The organism is Brevundimonas sp. NPDC055311 (genome assembly GCF_053645695.1).
The window spans coordinates 65307-84271 of the sequence record NZ_JBSHMV010000005.1; the positions used below are offsets into that span (position 1 = coordinate 65307).

22 protein-coding genes are annotated in these 18965 nt (G+C 68.0%); 7 read left to right on the forward strand and 15 right to left on the reverse strand.

Annotation, left to right across the window (positions count from 1 at the left end; genetic code table 11):
* Positions 1 to 51: 51 nt before the first annotated feature.
* On the forward strand, positions 52 to 1761 hold the full coding sequence (locus ACWIDZ_RS14845) for an ATP-binding protein (protein ID WP_453989936.1): 1710 nt from the start codon (positions 52 to 54) through the stop codon (positions 1759 to 1761).
* The gene (locus ACWIDZ_RS14850; protein ID WP_453989935.1) at positions 1755 to 2600 is read left to right on the forward strand and encodes a hypothetical protein; all 846 of its coding nucleotides are present in this window, start codon (positions 1755 to 1757) and stop codon (positions 2598 to 2600) included. Before ACWIDZ_RS14845 ends, ACWIDZ_RS14850 begins: the two co-directional genes overlap by 7 nt.
* A 7-nt stretch (positions 2601 to 2607) precedes the next feature.
* On the opposite strand, the gene rlxS is transcribed toward ACWIDZ_RS14850, so the two are convergent.
* Positions 2608 to 4581 carry a relaxase/mobilization nuclease RlxS gene (gene rlxS / locus ACWIDZ_RS14855; protein ID WP_453989933.1) on the reverse strand — a complete coding sequence of 658 codons (1974 nt, stop codon included), beginning with the start codon at positions 4579 to 4581 and terminating at the stop codon, positions 2608 to 2610.
* Positions 4582 to 5023: 442 nt separating this feature from the next.
* Here rlxS and ACWIDZ_RS14860 point away from each other — a divergent pair, with 442 nt between their 5' ends.
* Positions 5024 to 5431 (forward strand): hypothetical protein, encoded by a 408-nt coding sequence (locus tag ACWIDZ_RS14860; RefSeq protein ID WP_453989932.1) that lies wholly within the window; start codon positions 5024 to 5026, stop codon positions 5429 to 5431.
* Positions 5432 to 5440: 9 nt separating this feature from the next.
* A complete protein-coding gene (locus ACWIDZ_RS14865) occupies positions 5441 to 6244 on the forward strand; it encodes an erythromycin esterase family protein (protein WP_453989931.1) in 804 nt (267 codons plus the stop codon).
* A gap of 54 nt (positions 6245 to 6298) precedes the next feature.
* On the opposite strand, the gene ACWIDZ_RS14870 is transcribed toward ACWIDZ_RS14865, so the two are convergent.
* The 7 genes from ACWIDZ_RS14870 to ACWIDZ_RS14900 form a co-directional block, all read right to left on the reverse strand.
* Entirely contained in the window at positions 6299 to 6457 is a 159-nt protein-coding gene (locus ACWIDZ_RS14870; protein WP_312220863.1) for a hypothetical protein, read from the reverse strand.
* A gap of 260 nt (positions 6458 to 6717) precedes the next feature.
* On the reverse strand, positions 6718 to 6954 hold the full coding sequence (locus tag ACWIDZ_RS14875) for a hypothetical protein (protein ID WP_253107896.1): 237 nt from the start codon (positions 6952 to 6954) through the stop codon (positions 6718 to 6720).
* Between the two features lie 299 nt (positions 6955 to 7253).
* Positions 7254 to 7874 (reverse strand): lytic transglycosylase domain-containing protein, encoded by a 621-nt coding sequence (locus tag ACWIDZ_RS14880; protein WP_453989928.1) that lies wholly within the window; start codon positions 7872 to 7874, stop codon positions 7254 to 7256.
* 29 nt (positions 7875 to 7903) lie between these two features.
* On the reverse strand, positions 7904 to 8476 hold the full coding sequence (locus tag ACWIDZ_RS14885; protein ID WP_253107898.1) for a S26 family signal peptidase: 573 nt from the start codon (positions 8474 to 8476) through the stop codon (positions 7904 to 7906).
* Positions 8469 to 8717 carry a helix-turn-helix transcriptional regulator gene (locus ACWIDZ_RS14890; RefSeq protein WP_253107899.1) on the reverse strand — a complete coding sequence of 83 codons (249 nt, stop codon included), beginning with the start codon at positions 8715 to 8717 and terminating at the stop codon, positions 8469 to 8471. Before ACWIDZ_RS14890 ends, ACWIDZ_RS14885 begins: the two co-directional genes overlap by 8 nt.
* Before the next feature lie 174 nt (positions 8718 to 8891).
* On the reverse strand, positions 8892 to 9221 hold the full coding sequence (locus ACWIDZ_RS14895; RefSeq protein WP_453989925.1) for a DUF736 domain-containing protein: 330 nt from the start codon (positions 9219 to 9221) through the stop codon (positions 8892 to 8894).
* Positions 9222 to 9600: 379 nt separating this feature from the next.
* Complete coding sequence (locus tag ACWIDZ_RS14900) at positions 9601 to 10110, reverse strand: MucR family transcriptional regulator (protein ID WP_346522502.1); 510 nt, start codon at positions 10108 to 10110, stop codon at positions 9601 to 9603.
* Between the two features lie 410 nt (positions 10111 to 10520).
* On the opposite strand from ACWIDZ_RS14900, the gene ACWIDZ_RS14905 reads away from it, so the two are divergent.
* A complete protein-coding gene (locus ACWIDZ_RS14905; RefSeq protein ID WP_453989923.1) occupies positions 10521 to 10715 on the forward strand; it encodes a hypothetical protein in 195 nt (64 codons plus the stop codon).
* A 97-nt stretch (positions 10716 to 10812) separates the two neighbouring features.
* On the opposite strand, the gene ACWIDZ_RS14910 is transcribed toward ACWIDZ_RS14905, so the two are convergent.
* The 6 genes from ACWIDZ_RS14910 to ACWIDZ_RS14935 all read right to left on the reverse strand — a co-directional run bounded on the left by ACWIDZ_RS14910 (position 10813) and on the right by ACWIDZ_RS14935 (position 16666).
* Positions 10813 to 12594: a ParB/RepB/Spo0J family partition protein gene (locus ACWIDZ_RS14910; protein ID WP_453989921.1), complete on the reverse strand. Its 1782-nt coding sequence runs from the start codon at positions 12592 to 12594 to the stop codon at positions 10813 to 10815.
* A 93-nt stretch (positions 12595 to 12687) separates the two neighbouring features.
* A complete protein-coding gene (locus tag ACWIDZ_RS14915) occupies positions 12688 to 13116 on the reverse strand; it encodes a DUF2958 domain-containing protein (protein ID WP_346522918.1) in 429 nt (142 codons plus the stop codon).
* Entirely contained in the window at positions 13113 to 14123 is a 1011-nt protein-coding gene (locus ACWIDZ_RS14920) for an ArdC family protein (protein ID WP_453989919.1), read from the reverse strand. The genes ACWIDZ_RS14915 and ACWIDZ_RS14920 overlap by 4 nt, the downstream gene beginning before the upstream one ends.
* A gap of 342 nt (positions 14124 to 14465) precedes the next feature.
* The gene (locus ACWIDZ_RS14925) at positions 14466 to 15161 is read right to left on the reverse strand and encodes a hypothetical protein (protein ID WP_253107904.1); all 696 of its coding nucleotides are present in this window, start codon (positions 15159 to 15161) and stop codon (positions 14466 to 14468) included.
* A gap of 312 nt (positions 15162 to 15473) precedes the next feature.
* The gene (locus tag ACWIDZ_RS14930; protein WP_253107905.1) at positions 15474 to 16142 is read right to left on the reverse strand and encodes an RES family NAD+ phosphorylase; all 669 of its coding nucleotides are present in this window, start codon (positions 16140 to 16142) and stop codon (positions 15474 to 15476) included.
* Complete coding sequence (locus tag ACWIDZ_RS14935; RefSeq protein ID WP_200165142.1) at positions 16142 to 16666, reverse strand: MbcA/ParS/Xre antitoxin family protein; 525 nt, start codon at positions 16664 to 16666, stop codon at positions 16142 to 16144. Before ACWIDZ_RS14935 ends, ACWIDZ_RS14930 begins: the two co-directional genes overlap by 1 nt.
* A gap of 422 nt (positions 16667 to 17088) precedes the next feature.
* Here ACWIDZ_RS14935 and ACWIDZ_RS14940 point away from each other — a divergent pair, with 422 nt between their 5' ends.
* Positions 17089 to 17859 carry a hypothetical protein gene (locus tag ACWIDZ_RS14940; RefSeq protein WP_453989917.1) on the forward strand — a complete coding sequence of 257 codons (771 nt, stop codon included), beginning with the start codon at positions 17089 to 17091 and terminating at the stop codon, positions 17857 to 17859.
* Complete coding sequence (locus tag ACWIDZ_RS14945) at positions 17856 to 18422, forward strand: hypothetical protein (RefSeq protein ID WP_453989915.1); 567 nt, start codon at positions 17856 to 17858, stop codon at positions 18420 to 18422. The genes ACWIDZ_RS14940 and ACWIDZ_RS14945 overlap by 4 nt, the downstream gene beginning before the upstream one ends.
* 4 nt (positions 18423 to 18426) lie before the next feature.
* On the opposite strand, the gene ACWIDZ_RS14950 is transcribed toward ACWIDZ_RS14945, so the two are convergent.
* A complete protein-coding gene (locus ACWIDZ_RS14950) occupies positions 18427 to 18924 on the reverse strand; it encodes a DUF2285 domain-containing protein (RefSeq protein WP_253107909.1) in 498 nt (165 codons plus the stop codon).
* Positions 18925 to 18965 lie beyond the last annotated feature (41 nt).

Here is an 18965-nt window from a genome sequence, read left to right on the forward strand (position 1 = left end):
GATTAGGGCAAATATCGGATGCAGCGCGTTCGATAGGGGGGAATCGAATCCATGAAGATCGTCTATCTGGGCCGGCAAAGCCGACGCCACACGCTTACGCCCACGCCCGAAGGCGACGCCCTCGAACTTCTAGCGAACAACTGGGACGACTTCGGGAACAAGACAACCTTCGCGACGGCTTGCCGGATCGGAGACGAATTAATCGGCCTCGGACATCTGAAGCTGATGATCGAGGGCGAGCCGACAAGCGAAACCTACCTAGATCGGCTTCTGAAAGAAGGATGGGACGGCGCCTTCCCGATCCCCAACGCCAACTATGTCTCGCTTCCGGCAGAAATCACTTTCTATGAACATATACGGGATCGCCTGACGCTGGAGGCCGCGCGAGACGCCGCCATCAAGCTGCGCGACGCCAGTTACCTCGTGCATCTTCAACAAGATCCTGCCGCTCTCGCTCTGACCGACAGCGAGCCGTTTCGGAAATCGCTTTTGCGCGAGCGGAGCGAAACTAAATCCTATATCGACGGCTGGAAGCTGTTCTCCGCCGAGACGATGTCCGTTCTCGACCTCGGATTTCAGTTCGAAGATGTGTTCGGCGACACCTCCACCCTCCACCTGAAATTCAAGCAGACAGGAATTCTCCCGCACGGCGTCAACGTCCTTATCGGACCCAATGGTGTCGGGAAGTCCCAGATTCTCCATCAAATGGTTGAAGACTGGCTCGGCACCACGCCGGAAAAGCGGGCCGGAAAAATAGGCTTCGTCGAGAAGCCCAACCTCAGTCAGATGGTGGTTGTTTCCTATAGCCCGTTCGAACGCTTCCCCGTCGATCTCGAAACCCAGGAACTGCAAGACAAGGACGTATACCGATATTTCGGATTTCGCGGCCGATCCATCAGCCGGACGCCCGGCCGCCTAGCGGGCATCTCGCTGAGCCATCAGGCGCCGAAGAAAAACGCCGCGGCATCCCTGCTTGACTGCCTGGAAGACGACATCCGTTACAAGGGGCTGCGCAGCTGGGCGAACAAGCTGGCGACAGCCGAGCGCGTGCTGCGCACCGCCTTCACTTTCGACTATGCCACGGTCAATGTCGGTGAAGTCTCCGGCTCGGCCAAAGGCTTCTACTCCGACTCCACCTTCATTGACGATCTTTCGTTCGACGTGGATGACGTACGCTATATCCCGATCAGTTCCGACCGCATCGACGAACTGAACGTCGACAAGGTTCGCAAGGCCCTTAATGCCGCCGACGGCGTGACCTTCTTCCGCGATGGTAATATCGTTCAGCTCAGCTCGGGACAGAAGCTGTTTTCGTTCATCGTGATCAACATTCTCGGCGCGATCCGGCGCGACAGCCTGATCCTGATTGATGAACCCGAGCTGTTCCTCCACCCGACCCTGGAAATTCAGTTCATCGACATGCTGAAGGCGATCCTCGATCGCTTCAACTCAAAGGCGCTGCTCGCCACCCATTCGCTCGTCACCGTCCGCGAAGTCCCAACCGACTGCGTCCATGTCCTGGTGCGAACCAAGGACGGCCTCTCAATTCGGACTCCTCCGTTCCAGACGTTCGGCGGGGACATGCAGCGCATCAGTTCCTATGTCTTTGGCGACCATGACGCATCCAAGCCCTTCGAACGCTGGATCAAGGATCAGCTGGAAGAACTCGGATCGGCGGATGCGCTGATCAATGCTCTCGGCGACGACATCAACGAAGAACTCGCCATCCAGATCCAGGGCATGGAGCGCGAAGGATGGTGATGAACCTGCCCCTGCCGATGACCGCGGCGGAGCACCGCGATCTGATCGACGCCATTGTCGCGGAGCGTGTCCGCGAACCGAACAAGACCTTCTTCAATTCGATTGCAACCGAGTGGAAACAGCGTGTCGATGACTATGTGACACTCTGCGGCTCACCAGGCCTCGTGCCCGAGTGGCCGGCGATCATGGGTCGCGCGACATCATTCAAGACGCTCTACTCCCATCCAAAAGATGGATCGCCACAGGGCGCGATGCTTGATGACCTGCGCGACTATGAGTTCGACATCTGCCCTTGGTGTGGCAGTCCGATGAGCGAAGAAACGCTAGATCACTTTCTCCCGAAGGGCAAATACCCACATTTCGCGGTGGCGCCAGCCAATCTCACGCCGATGTGCGACCCCTGTCAGCGCCACAAGGGAGAGAAGACCGGCGACGCGGCGACCCCGCGCTTCTTCATCCATCCCTATTTCGACGCCTTCTCCCTCGCCCAGATCGTCCAACTCAGCATTGACGCGCCCTACGCCTCCCCGACCTTCACCATCGCACCGCATCCCGGATTGTCGGCCGCGGAGACGCAATTGGTCACCACGCATCTGCGAGAACTCAAGATCGCCCGGCGATACATCCGCTTCTTCCGCAACGAGCACCGCCGGCTGCTGCGCGGCTCAGCGAAGATGCGCGCGGCAAGATTGGATGTCGTGGCGAACATTGCGACGTGGCGGGAGCAATCCGCCGATCCCACACCGAACAGCTGGCAACATCTATTCTACGACGCCGCCATGAGAAACGCCGGCTACCTCGCGCATATGGTCGACGGTCCGCTTCCGACATATCCGTAAGTCCGAGCTATGACACCGACGGCCCCGTGCGTCCGACCGTCCAGCTGATCCCGCCACCCTTCATCACCCCCGACACCGTGCGTCCGATGTGGCGATCCAGAACCGGCCGCCAGGGCACGAGGGTGAATTCGCGGGACTTCTCGATCAGCGCGACGCGCCCCGAGGCCAGGTCGACCGGACGGCGATAGACGCCCTCGATCCGATCGCCAGATCGGCTCTCGACATAGCCCAGACCGAGTTCGTCCGAGAGGGTCCCGGCGACGCGGCTCATCTCGCGCCGCCTGAGCTGGGCGAGCATGTCTCGGCGAAAGGCGATCTTGCCCTGATCCTCCTCGGCCAACTGTTGGCCGACGAGCCAGCGCATCCGGCGGGCCTTCGCCGCCGCGATCTCCTGCCCGAACCCCGCGTCGCGCGTCGCCTCGGGCGCGGACGCAACCAGTTCGCGGTCGAGCCAGGTCGCACCGTCGAACCGGACTTGTCGTTCGAGCGGGATGGCGGAAAGCGTATCGACGACCACCGGCGCGGCCCTGGCGCGCCCGGCCTCGAACCCCGCCGCCCGCGCGACATGATCGGGCGCGATCGACCAGCGCCCGTCGGGTTCGCGCGCGACCCCGGCGCCGGCCTTGCGCATGGCTTCGAGCCGGCGAACATGCGCCTCGGCGAAGTCCTGCGTCGCAGACGCATCGTGACGGAGATGAAGATCGACGCTGTAGCGGCCTCCGTTCACCGACGCGATCTCGGCGACGGTGCGGTCGGCGGCGCGGGCGTCCGTGGGCGTCGCTCGGATGCGCACGACCGCGCCCGTCGGAAGCGTTTCCGTCGCCTCGCCCCGTCCGATGTCGACATAGTGGAGGCGGCCGTCGGCGGCGTCGACGATCAGGTAGTGACGATCATTGAGTTCGTCGGACAGGCCGCGCTCGATCACCCGTCCGACGATCGGATGCATCGAAGACGGATCGGCGATCACGGCGTCCAGGCCCGGACGTTCGACGCCATGGTCGGTGAAGGCGCGCTGCATCGCGCGGATGATGTCGCCGCGTTCTCCCATACTCCGCAACGTCTCCTCGCAGTCCGGCGCAAGCGCCCAGCGCCCTGCCCCCAGCTCGCGCGCCAGGCCGAGACGGCCGAGCGTCTGCAACCGGCCGGCCCGCAAGGTCTGCTGGAACGGATCGCGCTCGAACGCCACGACGACGCCCCCGGCGTCAAGGTCGCGAAGGAGCCGCCGGTCGAGGCTGGTCAGCCGCTCCTGCGACACCTCCGCACGAAGCCGATCTGCGATCTCGATGTCGCTGCGCGGACCCAGGTCGAGCGAGACGAGTTCGGCGGCGCGCTCGCGCATCCCCTGCGAGAGATAGTCGCGCGCGATGACGAGGTCCTTCCCGCGATCGTCCTTTCCGCGCACGATGATATGGGTATGCGGATGGGCGGTGTTGAAGTGATCGACCGCGACCCAATCGAGCTTCGTCCCGAGATCCGTTTCGACCTGCGCCATCAGGCGGCGCGTCAGGGATTTGAGATCGTCGTAGGATGCGCCGTCCTCGGGCGAGACGATGAAGCGCATGTGGTGCCGGTCGCCGTCCTGACGGTCGATAAAGGCCCGGCGGTCGACGCTGTCCGCGTCCGCCGAATAGAGACGGCCTGGTCCTCCATCGCGCGTCGTTCCGTCGCGTTCGACGTAGCGCAGGTGCGCAAGCGCCGGAGCGAGTCCCTTGGGACCGTCGAGGCGCACGATGCGCGTCTTGATGATCACCCGGCGCTGACGCAGCGCCGAAAAGCGGTCGCGTGAGGCGAGGACGCGGCCGACGCCTGCGCCGCGTCCGATCCGCGCGCCGGAGAAACCCCGTCTGCCCCGTCCGGACGCTGCGCCGCCGCGCGCCAGGTTCGCCGCCTTCACGACGCGGCCGACATAGCTGCGCGCCCGGGCCTTCCCGAGCGAACGGATGCGGCCGAGGCGCGGTTCAAGATCGTCGTCGTCCGACATGGCGGCTCCTTTCGGCGGGCGCGAGACCGCGCCCGAAACCCCGACATGGCGCGCCCGAACGCCCTTGCCTATTGGCGCCATCGCAAAGCCCGGATTTGCGAGCTTTCAGCGCCCTATGGCGCCATCGCGCCGGTCATGGCGCTACTCAATCTTAGAAAAAACGATGTGCAGACAAACACTTGCAGCGCCATCCCGGGAAGATGGCGCTGTTGTTTTATCTTGCCCTGCACGCCTTGATGCACCCCGCGGAGATGAATACCGATGCCCCGCCTCCGAAATTCTGGGCGATTCCGCCCGCTTGCCCGAATCCGGCCTTCGCCCCTACGAGGGTTGCAGCATCCTAGGAGGGCAGGACATTTTTACGCGACGCGAGACATCCTTTGGGCTCCTGGCGACCGGCATCGCTTCACTGGCCTGGCCTGCATCAGCTCACGACGGCGGAGTGGCGTCGCGGCTTGCGGAAGCCGCCCTGCCCTTCGATGCGGCCCAAGATCTCGGGCAGGATGCGAAGCTTGTAGAGGCTCTCGCTGCGGTCATCGGGGATCGCGATATCGTCATGCTGGGGGAGCCAAGCCATGGCGACGGCAGTTCAATCCGGCTGCGGGGCCGTCTGGTTGAGCTCCTGCATCGTCGCTTCGGCTTCGACGTCCTCGCATTCGAGGCCGACTTCTGGTCGCTCACCCGCGGCTGGGAAGCGATAAGCGAGCCGGCGCAAATCCGGCCGTTCGCGGACGGCAACCTCTACGACTTCTGGGGCCGCGCCCCGGCCGTCGACGGCCTTTGGACCTATGTGGAAGCCGTATTCGCCAAGGGCGGCCGCCTCGATGTGTGCGGTTTCGACTGCCGCTAGAAAGGCGAAATGGCACGCGAAAACCTGACGGTGACTCTCCGTTCCACCGTCGGGGCGAACCTCTCCGACGAACAGTTCAAGGCCTTTGCCGACGGCTACGCGGCGCTGCAAACCGCCGAGTTCGCCGTCCCTCCGCCAAAGGAATTGCAGGAGGGCTATTTCGCCTCGATCGATCAGATGATCGCTGCGCTTCAGCAGGAAAACGTCTCGACCGATGCGGTTGAACAGGCCCAAGCCGAGCTGCTCAGTCTGGCGGCCTGGGCCCGGGTGGCTTGGGAGGGCCGCTCGAGAGACGAGGCGATGGCCGCCAACCTGGAATGGCTGGTCACGCAGAAATTCCCCGGCCGCAAGGTCATTGTCTGGGCGCACAACAACCATATCCTCAAGGACCCCACGGTCTATCTGGACATTCGCGACCCCGGCCCCGCTCAACAGATCGCGGCGATGAGCGAAGCGCAGAAGGCCGCCCTTTCCTATGTCGGCAGCGTCTCTTCCCGAACCTTTCCCGGCAGGGTCTGCGCCATCGCCACGACCCTGGGACGAGGTGAAACCAGCGCCCTGTTCTACAAGGCGCTGGACGGCTCGCAGATCGATTTCACCGTGACCCGCCCCGTGCCCGCCCATGCGTCGGATTCGATAGAGGCCCTGCTTTTGGAAAAGAACGCGGAGGCGGCCCTCCTCGACCTGCGCGACCTGTCGCACGCAGACTTCTTCCGATCGCGCCTGATCGATCTGAGCTATCCCGCCGACGCGCCATTTGGGCGCGGCTATGACGCCGCCATCTATCTGAGAGATGGGCGCGGGCTCGCCTGACCGGCCATTTCCACGACCGGGGACCGCGCCGGTCGTCGGCGCGGTCGTAGCGGCTCATCCCCCCTGCTCCAGAAGCTCGAGCGACGCCGTTTCGAGCATCGCCCGCTGGGCTTCGGCGGCCTCCAGTTCGGCTGCGATCTGACGCAGTTCGCGCGGATCGAGGACGCCCCGAAGCTCGGCGCGCAGTTCTTCGATATGCTGTTCCAGGGTCATTTGTGCCTCCTGTCGAGTGAAAGACAGGGGTCGTTTCCGGCGCGGGGCGGGCCGGGTCAGGGACCGCGAAGCGGCCGCGCAGCGGCGATGGGGGAAACGATTTTTCCCGGCGCGCCCGGCGTTCGATCGGGAGGGCCGTCGTCTGTCCGCCGGGAAAAATGGTGGGGCCCCGTCGTCCTTGAGGCGGCCCGCCCCGCGCCGGATGATGGGGGAGTCCGAGCGGACATCCCCCGCTCCAGCACGGGCGCCGCCGCCCTGCTTTATGCGCCGCGCCGAACCACTGCGGCCGTCGAGCCATCCAGCAGCGCGAGGTTCTCGTAGCCGAGCCGCTGACAATGCGGCAGGAGTAGTTCGAAGACGGCGAGCGCCTTCTCGAAGGCGCCGGTGCAGCACCACATCATCACCTCCCCCGGCTCATCGATGACGGTTGAAAGCACCTCGAAACGATCGCCCGGCCCCTCTTCGTCGGCATAGAAATATTCTTCAGACTTCGGCATCTCCGTCTCCCTTCGCCGATTGACGGATGCAGCGACCGGAGCGGAAGGGCCGGGTCAGGGACCGCGCAGCGGCCGCGAAGCGGCGATGGGGGAAACGATTTTTTCCGGCGCGCTCCGCGCTCTACGGATGCGCGCCGACGCCTGCCCGCCGGGAAAAATGGTGGGGCCCCGTCGTCCTTGAGGCGGCTCGCCCCGCGCCGGAGGCTGCATCCCATTGTCGACAACCCGATAGCGACGAGGCGCGCCGACCGACGCGAATGGCGTCGCAGTTAAATTCGCGCGCCACCGCGACCCTCCCCTTACGGATGGTCGCCTAGCGGCCGTCGCACCGCGAACAGACTGTCGGACGCCGTCGCCTCCGGCGGGGCGGAGGTCGACGCCTCAGGCCGGACGAGCGCGAAGAACAGGCTCTCGCCGGACAGAACGGCGGGCGGCATCTCGCGTGTCGCAGGCGCGCGGGCGAGCTGGGCGATATAGGCGCGCGTCTCGCCGGGAAGCGGCCGCCCCGTGGCCAGATGCTCGGCGTAGCGGCCAGGACCGGCGTTGTAGGCGGCGAACAGACCGGGATAGCCGAAGCGGTCGTGCATCAGCTTCAGATAGGCGGTCCCCGCCATGATGTTGTCGCGCGGATCGTGCGGATCGGACCCGAGACCGTAGCGACGGCGCATCGCGGCGTAGGTGCCGGGCATCACCTGCATCAGGCCCATCGCGCCCGCGCGCGAGGTGATCGGCCGCCCGTCGAGATGGGTCCGGCCGCCGCTTTCGGCGCGCATCACGGCGGCGATCCACGCCTCGGGGACGCCGAACCGGCGCGAGGCTTCGCGGATCAGCGGCGTCCAGCGCGCGACGGCGGGCGACATCACGACAACCGCGTCCGGGACGGCGGGCGCAGGGTCGGCGACGGCGGTCGCGCCCGTCATTCCGAGCACGACCGCGAGCGCGGCGAGCCTCAGCGCAGCCACAGCGGGGTCGCCTTTCCGATCACGGCGGCGCGCGGGACGGGTCCGAAATATCGGCCGTCGAAGGAGCCCGGCGCGTCCATCAGCAGGAGGACCGCGCCGTTCTTGAGGCGGCGACATCCGCGCCACCAGGGCAGCGGGCGGCCGAGCCGGTCCGCCTCGCGGCGGGTCGCGACGAGGCGGGCGTTGACGTAGATCCACGGCCCGAGCGCGCAGACGAGGTCGCCGTCGGCGGCGACCACGCGCTTGAGCAGCGGCACGTTCGTCGGCAGGTAGCGGCGCTCGGCGGCGAGGCGGCGGACGCTCGCGGGCGTCGCCGCCAGCACCATGTCGCCGACGCCGTAGGCGGCGTGCGGATCGATGCGCCATAAGCCGATCGGCGCGCTGGCCGACGCGTTCCAGACGAGGCGGGGCGCGGGGCGGACGCCGAAGTCGAGCGCGGCGGCGACGCCGATGAGCGTCGCCCCGGCGGCGGCCGCGCCGAGCCAACGGCGCGCACGGCGGTCCGCGGCGCGGCTTCGCGCCAGCCAGCGGACGAACGGGAGCGGGGCGCGATCAGACATCGAACCGCCCCCGCACCTTGCTGCGGTTGGTCAGCGACCAGTCGTCGAGATCGTCGATGTGATAGCGGACATAACGTCCGTGGCGGCGGGGGCGCGGCCCCTCGCCGCGCCCGCGCATATTGTCGAGGGTGCGGCTGTCGAGGCCGAGATACCAGGCCGCCTGCGCGGTCGAGAGAAAGGGGCTGCCCTTGCGGGCGCGCGCGGCGCGCGCCACGGCGTCGTCGTCATCCTTGTCGATCATGTCTGTCTCCTTTCGCGGGCCGGACCGGCCCAAGGCGGGTCCGGCTGCGCGCGAATGGAGACGGGACCGACGCCCTGCGGCAGGCCCGTTCTGGCGGACCCGCCGAAACGTCCGGGGTGCAGACCGAACGTGAAAAGAGACCCCCGCGCCGGTGAGGCGCGGGGGCTGCGACGTTCAGACGACGCTGTTGGGGATGATGGCGAAGACGTCCTCGTCATCCTGCCCGGCGGCCTTGCCGAGGGTGGCGTAGATGGGCTGGTCGCCGATCTGCGGGTGGAAGATGCGGACCGAGACATAGGGGCGTTTCAATTCGCGCCCTTCCCTCACCCACGCCCCGCCGAGTTCGCTGGGGCCGGACCAGATGCGGTAGTCCGGCTGGTTCTCGCGCTTGTTCTCCTCGTTGGGAACGATGGCGATGGGAAGCGGCTGGCGGCGGCCCAGGAGGGCGAGTCCGCCGGCGTAGCTGTTGGTTTCGGGGTTCAAGACGACGGTTCCGAGCGACATGATGCGGTTCCTTTCCGATCGTGCGTCGGGGCCGATCCCCGACGACAGGCGAACCGTTTCGGACGGGCGGGGCCGCACGAACCCCGAGCGAAGCGGCGGACCGGAGGCGCGGGCCTGTTTTGGAGCAAGCGGCCGCGAGGAGGCGGCGCAGCCGCCGGGGAAAAGAGGCCCGAGCCCCGGTTTCGGGCGGCACGGCGCGGACGTAGGTTCAAGCCCAAGTCGGATGGATCGGCTCGCCGCGCATGGTCGGGGCTACCGCCATCGCGCCGGATGACGGCGCATGACACGCCCCGCCAACGCTTCACGGCGCGCACATCGCCGGGCCGGCGCACCTTCACTCCGTGACAGGCTTCCCCCGAGGGGCGACGCGGCGTTCCGGTCAGCCGCTCGTCTTGGCCCCGCGCGGCTTGCGGCCGGGTTTGGCGGGCGCCGGCGACGCGACCGTCTTCGCCGGCCGGCCCGCGCGCTTCGGCGTTTGGCCGGACTTGCCGCCGAGGCCGATGGCCATGGCGGCGACGCGACGCTTCTCCGAATAGCCCGGCGCGACCATCGGATAGTCGGCGGCGAGGCCGTAGCGGGCACGGTAGTCGTCCGGCGTCAGATCGTGGGCGCGAAGGTGGCGCTTGAGGCTGGCGTAGGGCTTGCCGTCGATCATCGAGAGGATGCGGTCGGGGTTCGCAAGAGACTTGCGGACCGTGACGGCGCGGACCGGCGCGGGCGCGTCGGCGACCGTTTCATCCGGCGCGGCGGCCCCGGCGAGCGCCTCGTGAACCGAGGCGATCAGGCGCGGCAGTTCGGCGGCGGCGACCGTGTTGTTGGCGACATAGGCGGCGACGACATCGGCCGTCAGGTCGATGAGGCTGGCGGTCGGCGCAGCGTCGTCGGTCATGAACAATTCCCCTTCCCAGCGTTCGGAAGGGCGGACGCTAGACGAACGACGCGAGGGATCAAACAGAATCCCGGCGACGCCGGGCGCCTCCCGCCGTGGCGAGGGAACCCGACCCCGCGCCTGAACGCTTAGCGGCTGCAATTCCGCGCTCGGAAATGCATTGCGGCCCGGCGTGTCATCTCGCACCCCCTGCGGCGCACCGGGCCGCTTCCCCATGGACCTCGTGACGATTCCCGCTAGGCTCCGCTCGCCGCTGTTCCGGTGCCGCGGCCGGCGGCTCGGGGCGTCCTCGTGGGACCCGCACTCCGAGCCGCCACCGGCCCGAGCGAACGCCTCGCGGCGCGCTACATTCGTTTGCAGTCTCGCGGCGCATCCTGACCTAGGGTCATGGCGAGCGGGGAAGCATCGACGTGACGGAAACCTCGGGTTTTGAAATGATCGCGGCGGCGTGGCTGGAGCGGTTCGGGTCGCCCATGCCGGTCGCGGGCGAGATCGAACTGGCCTGGCGCATCCTCAAAGAGAGCGGCGTCGACCTGCCTCCCCCTGCGCCCCCGCCTCTGTCTCCCCCGGAGAACGTTCAGGACGACCCTGCGTCCGAAGATTGACCAAAAGAATCGCCGCCCGTCGTCCCGGAGGGGCGCGGGCGGCGCGCGATTTTCGGGCCGCTGAAACGGGCGGCGGAGGCCGCCGCCCGTCCCGTTGCTATTCCGCCGCGATGGCGTAGGGCGCAGGTTCGAGCGCCTGCGGGGGCGGCAGCCGCCGCATGGCGGTCTTGACCGCGCCCCACCGATCGACCGGGGCGTAAATCCGGTCGGTGTAGCGGGCGGGCGGAAAGGCCATCCATTTCGGCGTCCAGCCGTCCACCTTGGCGCGTCCCCCCGTCCCGGCGAGGAAGTCGCGCAGGATGATTTTCTGCGTCTTCACATTCTCGGCGATATTGGCGTCCGCGATCCGCTTGCCGCCGACGTCGCGCAAGAGAGCGTTGGCGACGGCGCGGTCGCGCAGCAGGCCGAAAAAGGCGTCGTCGGGGGCCCACCAATCGGCCATATCGACCTTGAGATAGGCCCCGACCGCCTCGACCAGCGGGCCGCCGACCGCCAGCGTCTCGCCCATGACCACGGCGGCGACGGCGAACACCTCGTCGTCGGACAGCTTCACCAGCCGCGCGAACAGTTCGACGACCGGCATCTCGCGCGCCTGCGGGCGGGCGACGGTTTCGTCCTCGGCGTCGAAACCGAGCAGGGCGAGGACGGCGCGGCGCTTGGCGTCGAAGACGGTTTCGGCGCTCGTGGTCTCGACGCTGTCGGCCATGGCCTCGTTGCGGGCCTTGCGGTCCGCCGTGCGGACGCTCCACAGCGACGACCCGGCGACGGCGTGGGCGACGAGCAGGCGGAAGGCGACGGCGGGATGGTCCGCCAGCACCGCGCGCACGGCGGCGTGGCGGTGCAGATCGATATAGTCCTGCATGACGCCGGTCGTCTCGGGCTTGCCCGCGCCGGGGGGCAGGCCTTGCGCCTGCGCTTCGGCCTTGGCGGCGGCGGCGCGGGCGCGCCGGACCTCCTTGCCCGAAAGATAGCCTTCATGAACGGTCACGTCGCCGCGCCCGCTCACCGAAATGATCACCTTGCCGCCCTTGTCCTTGGGCGTCTTCTCATGGTCGTAGCTGTAGAAATGCTCGCCCGTATCCATGATCTCGACGGCGGACCAGCCGTCCTCAAGGTAGCGGTCGCGCAGCGCCGCCACCGCCTCGTTCTGCATCGTCCAGAACAGGTCGGCGTCCTCGAAAATGCCGTCTTCCCCGAACAGGTCGGCCTTGATCCGGCCCGGATAGGCGTCGAGGTCGAAGAGGGCGACCTTGGTCGGGATCGACTGGCCGCCGAACAGCCACGCCTTCAACGACTGGCCGGTGGGCGCATATTGCTGGGGGTCGTCGTAGAGGGCGAGCCAGTCCTTCTGCTGACTGCGGCTGGCGAGCGTCAGATGACGCACGGTGGCCGCGTCGATCTTGTCGGCGGCGTAGAGGGCGCGGATGCGCGGCAGGAGATTGCCGAGCGCGAGGATGCGCCGCACGTAGAGCAGGGTCAGGCCGAAGGTCTGGCCGATCTGTTCGGGGGTGCGCCCTTTGCGGATCAGTCCGGCGAAGGTCTCCCACTGGTTCACCTCGTCGGGGTCGAGGCGGGCGATGTTCTCGATCAGCGAGGCCTCGAGCGCGGCGGCGTCGTCGCCGGGCTCCATGATGGCGCACGGCAGCGGTTCGACCTCGCCGCCTTCTTCAAGGACGGTGCGCGCCGCGAAGTAGCGGCGGCGGCCCGCGACGATCTCAAAGGTTTCGCCTTCGCCGGAGCGTCGGACGAGAAGCGGCACGAGGACGCCGCGCGCGCGGACGGTCGGCAGGATGTCGGAGACATCGGGCGGGGCCTTGCCGTGGCGCATGTTGAGCTTGGACACGCTGAGCTTGCCAAGGTCGATGTTTGCGAGTTGCATGACAGTCTCTCCTTCGGGAGTGACCGGCCCCGTCCGTTCGATCTATCTGACGGACGACGGGCGGGGCCGGGATACGCGGGAAGAGCCGCGCGCTCATCCTTGGCCGGGATCGGCGTTCGGATCGGGGGACGCGCCGGGCGGGCTGGCCCGGCGCAGAAGGGCTTCGGCGCGGATGATCGACCCGGCGCGGCGCGCCCAGGCGGACCAGACCGACAGCCGGAAATGGGTCGAGAAATGCAGGTCGCGCTCGATGGCGAGCCCGAACGGCAGGCGGACGCTCTCGATTTCCGAAAGGCTGAACGATCCGAGTTCGGGGGTTCCGAAGCCGAGGTCGGCCAGCCCGAACACGGTGTCGCCGTCTTCGTCCAGTTCGGTGGCGAGCCATGTCGCCGCGCCGATGGGATTGAAGAATTTGACGACCGGAACGGGATCGGGCTCGGGCTTTTCGGCATCGAGCGCGGCAAGCCGAGCCTCGGCGTTGGCGTGCAGGCGGTCACGCAGATCGGGGGTCAGGAGGATCATGCCGCCGCCCTCCCGGTCTCGCAGGCGACGCTCGCCGCGGCCCCGTCCGCCTCGGGCGCATAGGCCAAGAGATAGTCGGCGGCCTTGGACGCCTGCCCTGCGGCGCGGAAGATGGCGCGATTGTCGGAGCGAAGGACGGTCAGCCAGCTGGCCAGATAGTCGGCGTGGCGGACGGTCGGGACGACGCCGAGCGCGGCGCACAGGAAGGCGGAGCCGAGTTCGGCGGCCAGTTCCTCGCGAGCGTAGGCGGGTGTTCCGAGGCCGCCCGACTGGTCGCGACGGAGCCGGGTCGGGTGGCCGGTCCAGTGGGTCAGTTCGTGCAGCGCCGTGCGATAGTAGTTGATCTGGTCGAAGAAGGCGGGCTGCGGCGGGATGCGGATATAGTCCTCGCCGGGGTGATAATAGGCGCGCTCGCCGCCGATGCGGACATCGGCCCCGCTGGCGGCAATCAGGGCTTCGGCGCGCGGGACGATCTCGCGTTCGGGAAGCGGCGCGGGCCCAAGGTCGGCATTGACGGCGAGCCGGTCCAGTCCTTCGCACTGGTCGAGATTGAAGACGGTGAAGCGCTTGAGAAAGGGGACGACGCGGGCGTCCTCGCCGGTTTCGCGGGCGCGCTCCTTCTCGGCCTCGGGGGTGAAGCGGTCGGCATAGACGACGGTCGTCCCGCGCTCGCCCTTGCGGACGCTGCCGCCCGCCGCGAGGGCCTGACGGAAGGTCAGCCAGTTCTGCGAGGCGTAGCCTTCGGAAAAGCCCGCGCCCCACAGCAGCAGGACGTTGACGCCCGAATAGCGGCGGCCGGTGGCGGCGTTGCGCGGCAGGCCGGGGCGTCCCGCCCCGGCGCGGCCCCATGGCCGGACCCACGGAAAGGTCCCGGCTTCCAGTTCGGCGATGATCTTGGCGGTCACCTCGTCATAGAGGTTGGCGCGCGGTTCGGCGGCGGGCGAAGCCCGCCCCTTTCCCTTGCCCTTCCCGTTCGGGCGGCGCTGCGGCTGGCTGTCCTTACGCATGGCGATCCTCCTTCCCCGCCCCAAACCCCACAGCCTCTCCCGGAAGCGGGGGGTGGACGGCGAAGGCGTCCTGCAGGACGCGCCCTGCAAGGCGGGCGTCACCCAAGGGGCCGGAGCGGAGCGGAGGAGCGGCCAAGGGCCGCTTGGCGCGCGCCGGGGCGCGTCCAGAAGGGCGCGTCGGCCACCTCCCGCTTCAGGGAGAGGCCCAAACAAAGCCGCCGCGCGTCTGCGCGGCGACCGTCAATGGGGAGCGTTGCGGGGGGCGAAGCCTCCTGCTCGAAGGGGTAGCGGGAGACCGCGCGCGGGCTCCCGCTCAGGGGAAGGCCTTCCCCTCTTCCTGCATCAACGGCGCAAGGTCATAGGCAGCCCCTCCCTGGTCGTCATGACCCGGATGTCCTTGCGATCGGCGGCGCAGCGGACGACGGTCGCCCTTTCGCCGAGCCAGAGCAGGTCGCCGTCGCAGGGCGCGCCGTCTATCTCGGCGACGATCAGGTCCCGCACAAAACCGACCTTGACGACCTCGCCGTGGAAGGCGCCGATGGAGCCGGCCATCCAAAAGGCGGCGGGAAGCGCCGGGATGATCGTCACCGCGGCTTCGAGCCAGCGGGTATTGGGCTTGGCGATACGGGCGTCGAGAATGATCCGGGCTGCGGCGACCGTGGCGATGAAGACGAGGACCAGGCGCAGGGGCAGGCCGAGTGGGCCGACGAACCAAAGCGCGCCGCCGACGATCGCGACGATCCAGAGCGCGATGGTCACGGAAGCGCGCGGCGTCTCCCGATAAAGCCAGCCGCCCGCATAGGCGAACATGACGGGTACGCACAGCAACGCGCCGAGGACGAAGGCGAGCATGACGCTGGGAGCCGCGGTGTCGGCCATGGTGATCAGCTGAAGCCCAGACAGCCCCCATTGGCCGAAGATCGAGCACAGGAACATCATCAGGACGGTGAAGCCGCCTACCGACAGGAGCGGCAGCAACAGGAGCAGGCGCGTCAGATTGAGCGGCAGCGTGGGTGTTTCCCGGGAGGCGTCGGTCATGGCTTTCTGCTTTTGCAAAAAGCCGCTCCGCTTATCGGCGCCGCACGATTCGGCCAAGGTTAAGGATGCATCGCACCGGAATGTCGACGTCATCGATCCGGGCGATGTCAGGTCGGATCGCCGCCCCACAGGACGACATGCTCGCCTGTGGAGCGGAACGGGCGAAGCCCCCTGCTCGAAGGGGTAGCGGGAGACCGCGGGCGGGCGCCCGCTCAGCGGAAGGCCTTCCCCTCCCGCGCCTCCCGAGCGATTGCGGTTGGGCAAACATGCGCGACGGCGTTCGGCTCCGCCCGAAGGCGGCGTTGCCGATTCTTAGGCGCTCAGCTTGCGAACCTCGATCCGGCGCGAGGCCGCCTCGACGCTGATTTCGAAATGCTCCGCCTGCACGACCTCGGTGACGCCGACCGGTCGGTAGGCGACGATGTTGCATCCGCCGCGATGGCGCAGGCTGTCGTAAAGAAGCCCCGACGCCAGGGACGCCCGTACGCCTTCGCCGAAAGCCTGTGCAGCGTCGTAACTGTCGGAGGCGTAGGCTTCGGGCAAGGCGGTCTGTCGGCCGCGAATGTCGCGATAGTCGCCGATCAAGGCAGCGGTATAGTTGCGATAGGTCCGCCGCATTCCCTTCACCGATCGCGCCACAGCTTCGCGACGCAGGTGGTGGCCGACTTCGGCGGCCGCGGTGACGATCGACGCCGCCGCATACCAGGCGCCGAGGTCCGGACCGTTGAACCGCATGCCTCCGGGCGCGACATGGAGGAAGGACGCCATGACGATGCTGGCGTTGGCGCGACCGTAGACCCACTGATCGCGCGGAAGGCGGTCGATCCGTTCAGCGACCAGACGGTCATTGGTCCAGCCCGCCAGCTCCATCACCGCCGCCGCGTCGGCCGCCGTGGCGACGGTGTCGAACAGGCCGATCGGCGGAAAGCGCGACGGCACCAGCCGGTGGGCCGGACGGGGCGCGGCGACTAGCTTCTCCATCAGCTGAAGACGATCTCGCTGTCGTCATAGGCTTCGAACGCCGCATCGAGGGCGTTGGGTGCCATGTAGGCCCCGCCCCGCGCGGCGTCGAGGAAGCGGCGCACCGTCATCAGACCGTCCTGGGTCCCGTTGGTCACGAGGTTGATAGGCGGATGCCCGCCGAACACCGCCGCATCATGCGGCCGAAGCAGCCAGTCGACGCCTTCACGCTCATCGGCGAACAGAACGCCCAGGGCCTGATGGATGCCCAACAGCGCCGAGATCCGCGTCAGCACATCGACGTCGAGCGTGATCTCGCCATGCTCGCGCGCTTGCTTGCACCAGTTGTGATAGGTCGAGCGGGACGGGTAGCCGAGGATCAGGCGGCGCTGCTCCTCGTTCAGTCCCCATAGATCGGCGATGGCGGTGAAGGTGCGAAGCGCGGGCGCGCTCAGACGGCGCCGGTTCGCCGGGGCGAAGCGCGCCACATCGAGGCGCGGCAGCTCCGCTTGAGGACCGCGACCGGAAACGATGCCTATTGCCATGACCATCTCCTAACAATTCTGGACATAGTCCATATTCGGTCAGATATCAACCAACCAGCTTCGGCTCGCCCGCACGGTTCTCGGCCACGAACAACCGGAGGCGCTTAAGCGTATGGTCAGCGAGACTCACGGTCGTTACCGTGCCGCAGGCGAGGATAAAGGACGACACAGATATGCGGACCTTCGGACTGACGATGATCGCAATCGCTCTCGTCGGATGCACCGCCCCTTCGTCGCCGGACCAGGGCGTCGGCCCTGCCCCCGGACCGGCATCAGCCCGGGTTCCCGCCGGCGCGACCATCGGGGCGGACGGCTATGCGACGCTCCTGAGCGCCCCGCCCTCGCCTGCGCCGCCGCCGCGATCCCGGCAGCCCAAGCCTTCGGAGGACGACGAAAGCCTCCGCAATCCCGAAGAGGCGGCGATGCGCGACGCCCAGGCGCTCGACCGGCGTCTGAAGGCGGCCGAGCCGGGGAACTATATCGGCTACCGCGTCGTGCGCGATCCTTCGCCGCGTTTCGCCTTCCAGTTCCGGCGCGACGCCGCCGCGACCCTGGCGCGTCATACGCGCGATTCCCGCTTCGCTTCGCGCGAGGGCGGCGTCCCCACCGCCGAGCTGCAACCGATCTTCGATGAGTGGTTTCCCCGTCTCGCGGCCAAACGGCTCGTCGGCGGCGGCTCGGTGATGGAGTTCGACGGCGTCGTCGCCTTCGACATGACCGTGGACGAAGCCGCCTTCCGCGAGATCGCCGCCGCCGAGGGCTGGACCTTGCCCGAGCGGCTGCGCCTGGACTTCGGGCCGTCGCCCAATCCGCGCGCGATCGATCCGGCGCTCGCCGCGCTGGTTCGCCTCGTCCCTCGCTCGGATCGTCTGCCGGGCGCCGTCAACCAGGCGGCGCTGTCGGGCCGGATCGTCCTGCGCGACGGCTGCTTCCGCCTCGCCGATCACGGCGGCGGCGGCGAGCCGCTGGTGCTGTTCGACAGGGACGCCGAGATCGGACTCGACGCCGACAACCGCATGACCGTCACGGACGGCGGACAGACGGTTCGGATCGGCGAGAAGGTCATATGGGCCGGTCCGCGCGGCGCGAATGAAGCCGACGCCGGCGTAAAGGCGCTGCGGGCTCAGTGCGGCGCGGGGCCGATCATTCCGATCGGCGCGCCGAGCAGCGCCGCCCATTTCCCACCCCGATGACCGACATGCCGCACCACTGCGACCGCCAGGCAGACCTTATGAAGCAAGCCCTTCTCAACATCGACATCCAGTCCTCCAGCTCGGCGCGCGCGCGCCGCCTGCTGATCCTGTTCGCCTGCGCGGCGCTGACCGCTTGCGGGCAAACGCCGCCGGAGGCCGCCCCGCAGCCCCGCACCACAGACAGTGATGCCGCCGCGCCGGTCGATCGCGAGGCTCCCGCCGCGACGGTCGCCACCCTGTCGGGCGAATGGCGCGTGGCCGCGATCGACGGCCGCTCTCTCGACGAGCCTGTGGGGATCGCCATCAGCGGCGACGAGGCCTCGGTCTGGTGGGAGCCGGCCTGCGCCGGCGTCGCGCGCCGCTATCGGATCAACGGCGGGTCGGTCTCCTTCTCGTCGATCGGAGCGAACGGAGGCCGGAAGGAAGTTTGCGAGATCGCTCCACCCCCGCGCTTTGACGATGTCCTGCGCGCGCTCGATGAGGCCGATACGATCGCGCGCACGCCCAGCAACGGGGTCCGTATCTCGGGCACGCGCCACGACGTGACCCTGTTCTCGCAATAGTCGGTCAGGACGGCTCGCGCCGAAGCATTCCGGGTCCGGCGCCAGCGACGAGGCGTTCGCCCGTTCTGACGAGCCGCGCCACCCGTTTGCGCATGTGGTCGCCCGCCGCCCAATCCGAGGCGACGCGCGCCCCGCCGAACAGGGCGACAGCGATCTCGCGCTGGCTCGCGCCGGCTCGCCCGCCGTCCCAGGCCTGCAAGGCCATCGCCCACCGCCTCGCCCGCGGCTCGATACGAAAGAGGCCGGACGGCAGTCGGTTGAGGCGATGCAGGGCGACGAACTGGCCGAGCGCCTGAAGGCGGATGTCGATATCGGCGAAGCCGGCGAGATCATAGGTCAGCCGGACAGGTCCTTCGAGCAGGGTGCCTGCCCGCACCTCGAGGCGGATCGAATGCGTCCCGCCGCCGATGATGATCTGTTCGCGCCCGTCGCCAAGCCGTCGGATGACCGCACGACAGGGCAGACGATCAAGTCGAAAAGCGTCGGGGTCGGCGTCGGCCACAGGCGCTGCCCGGACGGGAAGAACCGCGGGGTGGAGGTCGG